Annotated in this window: 13 protein-coding genes; 6 read left to right on the forward strand and 7 right to left on the reverse strand. The window is 70.2% G+C overall.

Annotated features, from left to right (window positions below; translation table 11 throughout):
- Positions 1-13 precede the first annotated feature (13 nt).
- The 4 genes from AB0L65_RS14845 to AB0L65_RS14860 all read left to right on the forward strand — a co-directional run bounded on the left by AB0L65_RS14845 (position 14) and on the right by AB0L65_RS14860 (position 3,837).
- The gene (locus AB0L65_RS14845; RefSeq protein WP_364244885.1) at positions 14-1,354 is read left to right on the forward strand and encodes an FAD-binding protein; all 1,341 of its coding nucleotides are present in this window, start codon (positions 14-16) and stop codon (positions 1,352-1,354) included.
- A gap of 103 nt (positions 1,355-1,457) precedes the next feature.
- On the forward strand, positions 1,458-2,117 hold the full coding sequence (locus AB0L65_RS14850) for a DUF998 domain-containing protein (protein ID WP_364244888.1): 660 nt from the start codon (positions 1,458-1,460) through the stop codon (positions 2,115-2,117).
- 28 nt (positions 2,118-2,145) lie between these two features.
- Positions 2,146-2,520 (forward strand): YciI family protein, encoded by a 375-nt coding sequence (locus AB0L65_RS14855; protein WP_357754384.1) that lies wholly within the window; start codon positions 2,146-2,148, stop codon positions 2,518-2,520.
- Positions 2,521-2,577: 57 nt separating this feature from the next.
- The gene (locus AB0L65_RS14860; RefSeq protein WP_364244891.1) at positions 2,578-3,837 is read left to right on the forward strand and encodes an RNA polymerase sigma factor; all 1,260 of its coding nucleotides are present in this window, start codon (positions 2,578-2,580) and stop codon (positions 3,835-3,837) included.
- 4 nt (positions 3,838-3,841) lie between these two features.
- On the opposite strand, the gene AB0L65_RS14865 is transcribed toward AB0L65_RS14860, so the two are convergent.
- The 7 genes from AB0L65_RS14865 to AB0L65_RS14895 form a co-directional block, all read right to left on the reverse strand.
- Positions 3,842-5,218 (reverse strand): serine hydrolase domain-containing protein, encoded by a 1,377-nt coding sequence (locus tag AB0L65_RS14865; RefSeq protein WP_364244894.1) that lies wholly within the window; start codon positions 5,216-5,218, stop codon positions 3,842-3,844.
- 149 nt (positions 5,219-5,367) lie between these two features.
- Complete coding sequence (locus AB0L65_RS14870; RefSeq protein WP_364244896.1) at positions 5,368-5,604, reverse strand: nucleoside hydrolase-like domain-containing protein; 237 nt, start codon at positions 5,602-5,604, stop codon at positions 5,368-5,370.
- A 17-nt stretch (positions 5,605-5,621) separates the two neighbouring features.
- Entirely contained in the window at positions 5,622-6,638 is a 1,017-nt protein-coding gene (locus AB0L65_RS14875; protein WP_364244900.1) for a LacI family DNA-binding transcriptional regulator, read from the reverse strand.
- Positions 6,639-6,675: 37 nt separating this feature from the next.
- Positions 6,676-7,485 carry a carbohydrate ABC transporter permease gene (locus tag AB0L65_RS14880; protein WP_350723315.1) on the reverse strand — a complete coding sequence of 270 codons (810 nt, stop codon included), beginning with the start codon at positions 7,483-7,485 and terminating at the stop codon, positions 6,676-6,678.
- The gene (locus AB0L65_RS14885; protein ID WP_364244903.1) at positions 7,482-8,414 is read right to left on the reverse strand and encodes a sugar ABC transporter permease; all 933 of its coding nucleotides are present in this window, start codon (positions 8,412-8,414) and stop codon (positions 7,482-7,484) included. The genes AB0L65_RS14880 and AB0L65_RS14885 overlap by 4 nt, the downstream gene beginning before the upstream one ends.
- 1 nt (position 8,415) lies before the next feature.
- The gene (locus AB0L65_RS14890; protein ID WP_363978338.1) at positions 8,416-9,651 is read right to left on the reverse strand and encodes an extracellular solute-binding protein; all 1,236 of its coding nucleotides are present in this window, start codon (positions 9,649-9,651) and stop codon (positions 8,416-8,418) included.
- 228 nt (positions 9,652-9,879) lie between these two features.
- A complete protein-coding gene (locus AB0L65_RS14895) occupies positions 9,880-11,025 on the reverse strand; it encodes an FAD-dependent monooxygenase (protein WP_364244906.1) in 1,146 nt (381 codons plus the stop codon).
- 59 nt (positions 11,026-11,084) lie between these two features.
- Between AB0L65_RS14895 and AB0L65_RS14900 the strand changes: the two genes are divergently transcribed.
- Positions 11,085-11,702, forward strand: coding sequence for a TetR family transcriptional regulator (locus AB0L65_RS14900; RefSeq protein ID WP_364244909.1), 618 nt, complete (start codon positions 11,085-11,087; stop codon positions 11,700-11,702).
- Positions 11,703-11,872: 170 nt separating this feature from the next.
- Positions 11,873-12,079, forward strand: coding sequence for a cold-shock protein (locus AB0L65_RS14905; RefSeq protein ID WP_192788611.1), 207 nt, complete (start codon positions 11,873-11,875; stop codon positions 12,077-12,079).
- Positions 12,080-12,101: the final 22 nt, after the last annotated feature.

The raw sequence follows: 12,101 nt of genomic DNA on the forward strand, positions 1-12,101 counted from the left end.
ATGGTTACCCTGGGTGACCACGCCGAGTTCGGGGGCCGGGATGAGCAAGGAAGCGTGGCTGTACGCGCCGGAATGCCTGGATGCCGCGAGTGACGATTTCGGGCACCTGATCAGGCGGCGGCCCGCGGCCGTGTGCCGGCCGGGATCGGCCCCGGACATGGCCGCCGCGGTGCGCCGGGCGGCCGAGCAGGGGATGCCCGTGGCCGCCCGCGGGCAGGGCCATTCCGTCTACGGCCGGGCGCAGGCCGAGGACGGTCTCGTGATCGACATGAGCGGCCTGAACGCCGTGCACGCGCTGGAGGCCGATCGCGTGACCGTGGGCGGCGGCGCGACCTGGCGGTCGGTGCTCGACGCCACCCTGCCGCACGGCCTCACCCCGCCGGTGCTCACCGACTATCTCGACCTTTCGGTCGGCGGGACCGTTTCCGCGGGCGGTCTGGGCGGCATGACGTTCCGGCACGGTTTCCAGAGCTGCAACGTCATCGAGCTGGAGGTGGTGACGGGCGAGGGCGAGATCGTCACGTGCTCGGCGAGCGCGCGTCCCGAGCTCTTCGACGCCGTACGCGGCGGGCTCAGCCAGTACGGGATCATCACGCGGGCCGTCCTCCGGCTCGTCCGCGCTCCCGAACTGGTCCGCCTGCACACCCTGTCCTACCCGGACCACCGCGCCATGACGGCCGACCAGCGCCGCCTGCTGTCCACGGACCGGGTCGACTTCCTGCAAGGCACGATCCGGCCAGGCCAGTACGCGGTCGAGGTAGGGGTCGGTCACTCGGCCAGCTCGCCGCCCGATGACGAGGAGACGCTGGCCGGCCTGTCCGACCTCCGCGACCGGGCCGAGCGCGTCGATCTGCCGTACCGGGAGCTGTTCCTGCGGCTGAGCAAGCTCGAGAGCCACCTGCGGGCGGCGGGCACCTGGCACCATCCCCACCCCTGGCTGCACTCCTTCGTCCCGGACGCGTCCGCCGACGGGTTGGCCGCGGAGCTCCTCGCCGACGTGACCCAGGAGGATTTGGGAGAGTTCGGGCGCGTCCTGCTGTACCCCATCCGCCCCGGCCGCGTGCGCACGCCGCTGGTGCGCCTGCCGGAGGGGGAGGTCGCGTTCCTCTGCAGCCTCGTGTGCTTCCCCGCCGACGATCCCCTGCTGGTGGACAGGCTGGTCAAGACCAACCGCGCGGTGTACGACCGCATCCGCGCCATCGGCGGCCACGTCTATCCCGTCAGCGCCGTCGCGCTCACGCGGGCCGGTTGGAAGGACCACTACGGCCCGTTGTGGCCCGCCGTCGAGCACGCGAAGGCCCGATTCGACCCCCGCCACCTGCTGACTCCCGGGCAGGGGATGTTCGCCGAATAAATCTTGAAAAAACTTCCGGGCGCGTGTCGAAAACGCCTCCCCTCGTTCGCAGCGTGTCCAGAGGGCCGGATGGGCCGGCCCCGCCGACGCGAGGTTGACGACCATGACCCGGCAGCTTGCCCACTCCCCCGCCCGACCCAGCTCCACCCAGCGCCTGCTCCTCGGCTGCGGCGTCGTCGCCGGTCCGTTCTACGTGATCGTCGCCCTTGCCCAGGCGTTCACCCGGCAGGGCTTCGACCTGGCCCGCCACCCGTGGAGCTTCCTCGCCAACGGCGAGCTCGGCTGGATCCAGACCGCCAACTTCGTCCTCACCGCCCTGGCCACCCTCGCCGCCGCCGTGGGCCTGCGCCGAGCCCTGGCGCCCGGCCGGGGAGCCCGGTGGGCGCCGATCCTGGTCGGCGTGTTCGGCGCCAGCATGATCGGCGCCGCGATCTTCCCCGCCGACCCCGCGATGGGTTTCCCCGCCGGGACCCCGGAAGGCCCGGGCGTCATCACTCTGTCGGGTACCCTGCACCTGGCCGTCGGCGGCGTCGGGTTCCTGTGCATGGCCGCGGCCTGCTACGTCGTCGCCTCCCGGCAGTCGCGTGAGGACCGCGCGGGCTGGGCCCTGTACTCCCGCGTCACCGGCACGCTGTTCCTCGGCTCGTTCGTCGGCATCGCGAGCGGCGGCGGCGTCGCCTGGACCAACCTGCTGTTCGTCGCCGGCATCGTGGCGGTCTGGAGCTGGCTGTCGCTACTGTCCCTGAACCTCTCCCGCGCCTGACCGTCCCATAGAGAAAGGAAATGTCACCATGCGCTACCTGGTCACCCTCAAAGTCAACGCCCAGCCCGACGGGCCGCCGCCGGCCGACCTCATGGAGGCCATCTTCAAGCTCGGCCAGGAGGCCACCGAGGCCGGGGCCCTGCTCGACAACAGCGGCCTGGCGCCCAGCTCCGAGGGGGCGCGGGTCGAGGTGAGCGGGGGCCGGCTGACCGTCAGCGACGGCCCGTTCGCCGAGGCCAAGGAGCTGATCAGCTACGCGCTGTACGAGGTCAGGAGCAAGGAGGAAGCCGTGGAGTGGACCACCCGCTTCGTCAAGCTCCACCGTGACCTGTGGCCGGGTTGGGAGGGTGAATCGGACGTGCTGCGGCTGTTCGGGCCCGAGGACTTCGCCCCGCCGGCCTGACCCGGTGCCCATCCGGCCGCGGACCACGTCCGCGGCCGGATGCTGTATGCAGGACGCATGACGGTAGCCGATTCGCACCGGGCGGTGGAGGCGGTGTGGCGGATCGAGTCCGCCCGGGTCATCGCCGCCCTGGCCCGCATGGTCAACGACATCGGGCTGGCCGAGGAGCTGGCGCAGGACGCGCTGGTGGCCGCGCTCGAAGAGTGGCCGCGCAAGGGCGTACCCGACAATCCGGGCGCCTGGCTGACGCTCGCGGCCAAGCACCAGGCCCTCGACCAGTTCCGCCGCCGCGACACCTACCAGCGCAAGCTGCAGCAGATCGGCCGGGACATGGAGCTGCGCCAGGAGTCGGCGGAGGCCGAGCTCGACGAGGCCCTCGACGACCATATCGGCGACGACCTGCTCCGCCTGATCTTCACCGCCTGCCATCCCGAGCTGCCCGCCGAGGGTCGCCTCGCGCTCACCCTTCGCCTGCTCGGCGGCCTGTCCACGGCCGAGATCGCCCGCGCCTTCCTCGTCCCGGAGCCCACCGTCGGGCAGCGCATCTCGCGGGCCAAGCGCACCCTCGCCGACAAGAGGATCCCGATCGAGCTGCCGCCGCCCGCCGAGCTGCCCGCGCGGCTGGCCTCCCTCCTGGAGGTCATCTACCTGATCTTCAACGAGGGGTACGCGGCGACCGCCGGCGACGACTGGATCCGCCCGTCGCTGTGCCAGGAGGCCATGCGCCTCGGCCGCGTGCTGGTCGGGCTCATGCCCGCGGAGCCCGAGGTGCACGGCCTGCTCGCGCTCATGGAGATCCAGGCCTCGCGCATCCCGGCCAGGACCGCCCGCGACGGTTCGCCCATCCTGCTGCTCGACCAGGACCGCAGCCGCTGGGACCGGCTCCTGGTCCGCCGCGGCCTGGCCGCGCTGCGCCGCGCCGAGGAGCTGGGCACGCTCGGGCCGTACGGGCTGCAGGCGGCCATCGCCGCGTGTCACGCCCGCGCGCTCACCCCGGAGGCCACCGACTGGGAACGCATGGCGGCCCTCTACCGGCTGCTGGCCCACCTCACGCCCTCGCCGATCGTCGAGCTGAACCGGGCGGTGGCGGTCGGCATGGCGTACGGGCCCGAGCGCGGGCTGGAGATCGCCGACGGCCTCCGGGATGAGCGCGCCCTGCGGGAGTACGCGCATCTGCCCGCCGTCCGCGGTGACCTGCTGGCCAAGCTCGGCCGGGCCGAGGAGGCGGCCGCCGAGTTCCGGCGCGCGGCCGGGCTGACCCGGAACGTCCGCGAGCGCGACCTGTTCCTGGAGCGCGCCGCCGCGCTGTGCCGCTGATTGATCAGGAGGTGGCCGTGGTCCGGCCGAACAGCCGGCCGGCGAGGTCGACGCCCACGACCGTGCCGCTGTCGTCGCGGGTGAAGAAGCCGCGCTGCCCCTTCAGGCCGCCCTCGGTGATGACGTACTCGTCGCCGTCACCGGGCAAAAAGCCCACGGCGGCCGGCGGGTAGTCCTGGGGCATCTCGGCCTCCGACGCCTGGCGGATCTCCGGCTTGATCCCGACCTCGAGGGTGAGCCGGGTGCCGTCGGTGGCGAGGTCGAGGTTCATGGCGTCGATCTCGTAGCGGCCGGCGACCTCCTCCGCCCGCGCCGGGTCGTACGGGATCGGCTCGGGGTCCCGCTCGACCACGCCGAGGTAGTGCTCCAGCGCCCAGCGCGCGACGCTCTCGTTGAACTGGTAGCCGTCCGGACCGGCGTTGGCCAGCGAGACGACGGCGAAGTCGTGTTCGGGCACGATGAGCAGCTCGGCGAACTGGCCGTTGCCGGATCCGCCGTGCCCGATGGTGCGCACCCCGTCCACCTCGCGCAGGAACCAGCAGATGCCGAAGGCGTCGCCGAGCGTGCTGGCCCGCAGCTCGACCGTCGGCTCCCGCATGCTCCGCAGCGTCTCGGCGGGCAGCACCCCCTCTGCGGCGCCCAGGTGGAAGCGGGCCCAGGCCAGCAGGTCGCTGACGGAGGAGGCGATGCCGCCGCCGGGGTTGTTGCCGCGCATGCCGGCCCGCCGCGACTTCCACGGCCGCGCGAACCGCATCGTGCCGTCCTCGTCGCGGTTGTAGCCGACGGCGAAGCGACGGACCATGACGTCGTCCAGCTCGAAGAAGGTGTTCGACAGCCCGGCCGGCTCCAGGACCAGCTCGGACACGGCCGTCTCGTAGCTCAGGCCGGTGACGTTCTCGATGATCCGGCCGGCCAGGTTGTAGCCCGCCTGGCTGTAGGAGGCCCGGGCGCCGGGCGGCGCGATCAGCGCCAGGCCGGCCAGCTGCGCCACGAACGCGGCCAGGGAGCCGTCCTCCTCCTCCACGTCGATCAGGTTCCAGTCCAGGCCGGCGGTGTGGTTGAGCAGGTTCAGCACGGTGATCCGCGCGGCGGCGGCCTCGTCGGCGAGCGTGAGCTCGGGCACGTAGCGGCGCACCGGCGCGTCCAGCTCCACCTTGCCCTCCGCGACCAGGCGCATCAGCGCGGTCGCGGTGAAGGTCTTGGTCACCGAACCCAGGTGGAACAGCGTCCGGTCGTCGACCGGCAACGGGTTGTCGAGGCTCGTCACGCCATGAGCGGCGACGAACTCCCGGCCCCCGGCCAGCACCCCGACGGCGACACCGGGGATCCCGAACTCCTTGGCCGCCGCCTCGACGAACCCGGCCAGCTTCTCCTGCGACATGTGATTCCCTCTCGGCTCCTCGTACGTTCTGACGTGCACGTACGACGATGGCCGCCGCCGCTGATACGGGTCTGACAGCGCGCTGCCACGCGCTCTCAGCGCTGCGACCGGCCAGGGACGGGCTTCACCTGCGCCGGGTCATCTCACGGTCACGCTGCCCGCCTCCTGGTACTGCCACCAGCGAGATCCGTCCCCTTGCCGTCGCCTTTCCAGTGGAACCGGCTGCCGGCGTAGACGAGCCCCTCGGTCGTCACCTCATTGCTGTAGAGCAGGTAGCGGATCAGCGAGTTGGCGTCGTCGAGTTCGGGGTCGGCGGTGACGATGGTCCGCGGCCGGGGGCTCTGGGTGACGGCTTCGGCCGGGGGGCACGGAGGGTGCGCATTCATGTCAATGGCGGCCGGCCTCACGCCCCGCCGGTGGACTCGCGGGCCACGACCGTGAAGCGGCTGACGAACTCGCGCGCCACCTCCCGCTTCTTGCCCTTCTCCGTGATCCGCTTGGCGAGGAACCGGACGGCCGTGCCGGCCATCAGCGAGTGATCGGGGTCGATCGACGACAGGGAGGGCACGGTGTATCCGCCTTCGGCGATGTTGTCGAAGCCGATGACCTTCACCTCGTCGGGCACGCGTACGCCCCGGTCGGCCAGCCCGCGCAGCACGCCGATCGCCACCGTGTCGGTCACGCAGAACACGCCGTCGAATTCCACCCCGTCGTCCACCAGGCGCCGGGCCGCGGCGGCCCCGCCCTCCATCGTGAACCGCGAGGTCGGGGCCACGAGCCGCGCGTCGAAGGCGACGCCCGCCTCGTCGAGCGCCTCGCGGTAGCCGGTGAAGCGCAGGCTGGAGACGTTGACCTCCTCGCCCTGGGCGCCGCCGTCGACGAGCGCGATGCGGCGGCAGCCCCGCTCGATCAGGTGGGCGGTGGCGGCGCGGGCGCCTTCGACGTTGGGCATGGCGACGTGGTCCACGGGCCCGTCGAAGATGCGCTCCCCCAGGATGACGATGGGGTAGTCGACCTTGAGCAGGTCGGTGTCGGTCGGCCCGAGCCCGACGGTGCTGAGGATGAGCCCGTCGTAGAGGCGGTTGCGCGACAGGGCTAGCGCGTCCAGCTCGCCCTCGCGCGAGGCGCCGGTCTGCTCGATGGCCACCTTGAGGTTGTGCCGGGCCGCCGCCGTGATGATCTCGGCCGCGAGCTGCCCGAAGTACGGCCGGTCCACCTCGGGTACGGCGAGCCCGATCGTGCCGGTCCGCCCGGTACGAAGGTTGCGCGCCGCCACGTTGACCCGGTAGTCGAGCTGGTTGATGGCCTGCAGCACGCGTTCGCGCGTCTCGGCCTTGACATGGGGGTGGTCGTTGAGCACGTGGGACACCGTCATGGCGGACACCCCCGCGGCCCTGGCCACGTCCTGGATCGTCACCATTTCTGGATCACCCGCACGGCCCGCATCCTCTCACGCGTCAACCCTTGACGCTCCCCCGCAGCAGCCCGTTGACGATGTGCCGCTGCATCGCGATGAAGAAGATCACGACGGGGGTCAGCACGATCACGCTGAGCGTCATGAACGCCGGCCAGTCCACCGAGTACTGCCCGACCGCCTTGTAGACCTGCAGCACCAGGGTCTGCTTGTCGGGCGAGCTGATGAACACGTTCGGCGTGATGAAGTCGTTCCAGATCCACATGGTCTGGAACACGCCGACCGTGATGAGGATGGGCCGGATGAGCGGCAGCACGATCCGCCAGTAGATCTGCCACGGCCCCGCGCCGTCGATGCGGGCCGCCTCGAAGATCGAGATCGGCAGTGACCGCAGGTAGCCCTGGATGAGGAAGTAGCAGAAGACCGAGCCGGCGGCGTACAGGAAGATGAGCCCTTCGAGGCTGTCGACCAGTCGCAGCTGCACGAGGATCCGGTAGACCGGGATCAGCGTGGCCTGCCCCGGCACCAGGAACGCGATCACGAGCAGCGCGCCGGCCACCCGGTTGAGCAGCGTCTTGCGCAGCAGCATCGCGTACGCCGCCATCGATCCGATGATCAGCATGATCACGATGGAGACGGCGGTGACGTACAGAGTGTTGAGGAAGGACTGCAGGATCGGCGTGCTCTCGAAGACCCGCGCGTAGTTGTCGAGATACAGGCCCGACGGCAGGCCCAGCGGTGAGGCCGACGTCTCCGCCTGCGTCTTGAACGTGTTGACGACGATGTAGTAGAACGGCACGCCGACCACGGCGGCGGCCAGGATCATCGCGAAGCTGAGCAGCGGCCTTCTCATGACAGGCGCCCTTCGAGCCGGCTCGACAGGACCAGCTGGACGGCCACGATCGCGCCGACGACCAGCATGAACACCACCGCCAGCGCCGAGGCCTGGCCGAACTTGGCCTGCGCGATGCCGCTCTGGATGATCGACTGGGTGATGGTGAACGTGGCGTAGCCGGGGCCGCCCTTGGTGAGGGTGTAGGGCAGGTCGTAGACCTTCAGGCCGCCGGTCATCAGCAGCAGCGAGCTGATCGTGACGGCCGGGGCGAGCAGCGGCAGTGTGATGGAGAGGAACGACTGGCGCGGCGAGGCGCCGTCCACCCGCGCGGCCTCGTAGTAGTCGTCGGGGATCGACTGCAGGTACGCCAGGTAGAGGATGGCGTGCCAGCCGGTGGACGACCAGACTGCGACCATGATGACCGACAGCTGGGCGAGCGTGCTGTCGGACAGCCAGGGCACCGGGCCCAGCTCTCCGAGCAGGCTGTTGAGGGCGCCCGACCCGAGCGGCGACAGGATGAACCCCCACACCAGGCCGAGGATCGCGATGCTGGGGATGGCGGGGAAGAAGAAGACGGCCCGCACCACGCTCCGGCCGAAGAAGCGCCGGTTGAGCAGCACGGCCAGCGGGATCGCCAGCAGGGTGATGATCAGCGTGGTGCCGATCGCGTACAGCAGCGTGAACCCCAGCCCGGCCAGCATGGCCGGGTCTGAGAAGATCTTCCGGTAGTTCTCCAGCCCGACGAAGTTGACCTCCGTCGAGTAGCCGTTGAAGTCGGTCACGCTGAAGTAGAGCGACTGCGCCAGCGGGATCGCGAACAGCACCGCGAACACGATCCCGATCGGCACCAGGAACGCCTGCAGCCGCAGCCCCTCCAGCCGTTTCGGCGAGATCAGCCAGGACAGGGCGCCCGTCGCGGCAGGCGCCCTCGTGCCGAACGCCGTCATGTCAGCTCTGGCCCTTGAGCCGGTTGTCGAGCGCGGCGGCCACGTCGGCCGGCTGCTCCTGGCCCTGCACCATCAGCTGGAGCTGCGCGACCGCCTCGGTGTTGAGCGCGTCCTGTGCCCGTGGCCAGGCGATCTGCGGCAGGTAGAAGGTGCCGTCCTTGAGCGCCTGGAGGTTGGGCTCCAGCACCTTGTCGATCTCGGGCGTGACGTCCGACGTGGTGGTCATGGCCGCCGTCTGCTTGTTGAACAGCGTCACGCCTTCCTTGCTGCCGAGGTACGTCAGGAACGCCTCGGCCTCCTTCTCGTGCTCGGTCTTGGCGTTGATGGCGTAACCGGGCGAGGCCGCGCCGGACCAGAACGGCTTGCCGTCGGGCGTCGGCACGCCGACGAAGGCCATGTTCATCTTCGGCGCCTTCTCCCGCAGCGTGGACACGTTCCACGGGCCCGCGGAGATCATCGCGACGCGGCCGTTGGCGAACTCGTCCACGATCTGCTCGCCGCTCAGGCCCACGACGTCCTTGCTCATGACCCCGCTGGTGAACAGCTGGTTGAAGTTCGTCAGCGGCCCGAGCCACAGGTCCCCGAACTTCTTCTGGCCCGCGAAGATCTGCGCGTCCACGTCGCCGCCCTGACGCGCGTTCTCATGGCCGACCAGGGCCGCGAGGGTGAGCGGCATGCCCGTCACCGAGTCGTAGTACGGCGTCGTGCCCGCCGCCTTGAGCTTCTGGCACAGCGCGACGAAGTCGGCCCACTTGGTGGGGAACTCGGTGACGCCCGCCTTGGCGAGGAGGTCCTTGTTGTAGAGGATGCCGGCGGACCACGACGAGATCGACATGCCGTACGCCTTGCCGTCCCGCGAGTAGGTGGCGGTGTTGAACTTGGACATGTTCGCCATGTACGGCTTGCCGGTCAGGTCTTTGACGAAGCCGCCCTGGATGAGGTTGGTCTTGTTCTCGGCCGCGATCGCGAACACGTCGGCGCCGGTGCCCGAGACGAGCCGGGTCTGCAGCGTGGAGATGTACTCGGCCACCGGCGGGGCCGTGGAGAACTCGACGTCGATGGTGGGATTCTGCTTCTCGAAGGCCTCGATGATCGGTTTCATCGACTGCTCGTTGTCCCAGGAGAAGAACGTCAGCTTGGTCTTCCCGCCGCCTCCGCCTCCACCTCCCGAGCCGCATCCGGTCAGGGCCAGAACGGCAGCCGCCAGGATCGCAGTTGAGCTTCTGAGCAGGGACATCGCGCACCTCTTTGGCACTCATACCGTGGGGGGTCGGGCACGTCGGATCGTCGTCCGCGGGCGCCTCGACAGCTGCGCCCGCTTGGGGGTTGTATCGATAAAACATGTATCGACACACATCGCAGCCTGTCAAGAGTGCGTTACCGATCGCGCAACAGGCCAGGCCCGTCCAAGTGAGGGTCTGGCCAGGCTCGATGCGGACCTGTAACGTTACGACCCTCAAGCCTTCTAGGCGTGCCAGAGGGCGGCGAGCTGCCTGGTGGCCGGGCGGGACGGGACGGCGCGGAGCAGCGTGTCGCGCAGCCACGCGGCGAGGCCGGTCTGGGAGGTCAGCCGCGACTGCCGGGACGCCGCCCGCATGATGCGGTTGGCGCTGGGCCTGCGCTCGGCGTCGTAGCGCAGGAGCCGCTCGGCGACGTCGGCCGGCTCGGCGCCGGTCAGGTGGCGGGTCAGCGCGGCCGCGTCCTCGAAGGCCTGGCTGGCACCCTGGCCGAGGTCCGGTGGCATGGCGTGCGCGGCGTCGCCGAGGAAGGCGATCCGGCCGGCCGCGTACGAGGGCAGGGGTTCGGCCAGGCGGGCGATCGGGTCGACGTAGATGTCGTCGGGCGGGGTGGCCTCGATCAGCGCTGTGACGAGGGGGTGCCAGTCGGCCATGAGGGAGAGCATCTGCCGGCGTGCCTCGTACGCGTCCGGCGGCGTGCCGTGCAGGACGGAGTCGGTGAACCAGTAGAGGCGGTCCTCGCCGACGGGGAACAGGCCGAACATCGCCCCGCTGCGGCGGTCGACCAGCTGGCCGGCGAGCAGGTCCGTGGCCAGGCCGGCAGGGCGGGCCAGCATGCCGCGCAGGTCGATCCGGCCGGTGCGCCGCAACCCGGGGTGACCGGGGAAGAGTTGTGCGCGCAGCTTGCTGCCGATGCCGTCGGCCGCGATCACGGCGTCCGCCCTCGCGGCGGGCTTCCCGTCGCTGATCACGCTCACCCCGGCGGGATCGGGCTCCAGGCGTTCGACGGGGGTCGCGGTGCGCACCAGGCCGGGAGGCAGCGGGGCGCGCAGCGCCCGGTGCAGTTCCGCCCGGTCGATGATGGCGGGCGTCCCGACCTCCTGCTGCGCCCGGGCCAGGTCGGTGATCAACAGCGGCCGTCCGCGCCAGTCCCGCAATCCCCCGAGGGTCGCGTGCATGACGTGCCCGCGAACGTCGTCGGCCAGCCCCACCGCGTCCAGCGCGCGAAGCCCGTTGGGCATGACCACGATCCCGGTGCCGGCCTCCCGGAGCTCGGCGCCCCGTTCGAAGAGGGTCACCTCATGACCCAGGCGGTGCAGCCCCACCGCGGCCGCCACTCCTCCGAGCCCGGCGCCGACCACCACGACCCTCATGAGGCCTCCTCATCCATTCACTACGATCGTACTAGTACGGGCATTGGTATCATGGCCGCATGCCGCCCACGAATCCAGCCCGTCGCCAAGCCCTGACCGATGCGGCCATCGAGCTGCTGGCGTCGTCGGGCGCGCACGGGCTGACCCACCGCGCGGTGGAGAAGGCGGCCGGCCTCCCGCCGGGCACTGCCTCCAACTACTTCCGCAGCCGGGAAGCCCTGCTGGTGGCCGCCGCGGAGCGCATCGTCGAGCTGCACCACGCCGACACCGACCGGGCCGTCGAGCGACCGGCGACCCTGGTCGACCTGCTGACGGAATCGCTGCTCACAGCGGCGACCACCCTGCGCGACCGCTATCTGGCGATCTTCGAACTGCAGTTGGAGGCCGCCCGTCGGCCGGTGCTCGCCTCGGCCCTCGCGAGCCTGCAGGACACGGCGGTGCTGGTCACCGCCGGACACCACGATCAGCTCGGCCTCACCATCCCGCGCGAGAAGATCCCGGCCCTGATCGCGCTCTATGGAGGTACGCTGTTCACGCTGGTCAGCGCGCCGCCGGGGAGCGTCAGCAGGGACGTCGTCCAGAATGTGGTGCAGGTCATCGTGTTTGGCTGCGCCGAGGACGTCCAGGCAGGAAAAGGTCAATCCATGGCAAAACTTTTCGGACGCGACGGTGAATAGGAAAGTCTCATCCAGCAGCACCGGGAGCGTGTGATAGGGTGGGGGAGTTGCAGTTGCGGTACCCATCGACTTAGTGCGCGCCCGACGGAATACAACCTTCGGGCGCGTTTTGTTTGCCGGGCAATTCCGGATGGGCTCATGTTTTCTGCACTTATCTAAAGGAGATCTACATGGCTACCGGAACCGTGAAGTGGTTCAACTCTGAAAAGGGCTTCGGCTTCATCGCGCAGGACGGCGGCGGCGCCGACGTCTTCGCGCACTACTCCAACATCGTGTCCAACGGCGGCTACCGTGAGCTGACCGAGGGCCAGAAGGTGTCCTTCGACATCGTCCAGGGCCAGAAGGGCCCGCAGGCGGAGAACATCGTCTCGGCCTGACGCAACAGCGCACGTCGAGAAC

Source organism: Nonomuraea sp. NPDC052116 (assembly GCF_040680035.1).
Taxonomy (GTDB): domain Bacteria; phylum Actinomycetota; class Actinomycetes; order Streptosporangiales; family Streptosporangiaceae; genus Nonomuraea; species Nonomuraea angiospora_A.

Coding starts and splice junctions, on each gene's coding strand:
- AB0L65_RS14875 (WP_364244900.1), bottom strand. CDS start 6,638: ATGGTGACGATCCAGGACGTGGCCAGGGCCGCGGGGGTGTCCGCCATG.
- AB0L65_RS14870 (WP_364244896.1), bottom strand. CDS start 5,604: ATGAATGCGCACCCTCCGTGCCCCCCGGCCGAAGCCGTCACCCAGAGC.
- AB0L65_RS14855 (WP_357754384.1), top strand. CDS start 2,146: ATGCGCTACCTGGTCACCCTCAAAGTCAACGCCCAGCCCGACGGGCCG.
- AB0L65_RS14865 (WP_364244894.1), bottom strand. CDS start 5,218: ATGTCGCAGGAGAAGCTGGCCGGGTTCGTCGAGGCGGCGGCCAAGGAG.
- AB0L65_RS14860 (WP_364244891.1), top strand. CDS start 2,578: ATGACGGTAGCCGATTCGCACCGGGCGGTGGAGGCGGTGTGGCGGATC.
- AB0L65_RS14880 (WP_350723315.1), bottom strand. CDS start 7,485: ATGAGAAGGCCGCTGCTCAGCTTCGCGATGATCCTGGCCGCCGCCGTG.
- AB0L65_RS14885 (WP_364244903.1), bottom strand. CDS start 8,414: ATGACGGCGTTCGGCACGAGGGCGCCTGCCGCGACGGGCGCCCTGTCC.
- AB0L65_RS14895 (WP_364244906.1), bottom strand. CDS start 11,025: ATGAGGGTCGTGGTGGTCGGCGCCGGGCTCGGAGGAGTGGCGGCCGCG.
- AB0L65_RS14850 (WP_364244888.1), top strand. CDS start 1,458: ATGACCCGGCAGCTTGCCCACTCCCCCGCCCGACCCAGCTCCACCCAG.
- AB0L65_RS14900 (WP_364244909.1), top strand. CDS start 11,085: ATGCCGCCCACGAATCCAGCCCGTCGCCAAGCCCTGACCGATGCGGCC.
- AB0L65_RS14890 (WP_363978338.1), bottom strand. CDS start 9,651: ATGTCCCTGCTCAGAAGCTCAACTGCGATCCTGGCGGCTGCCGTTCTG.
- AB0L65_RS14905 (WP_192788611.1), top strand. CDS start 11,873: ATGGCTACCGGAACCGTGAAGTGGTTCAACTCTGAAAAGGGCTTCGGC.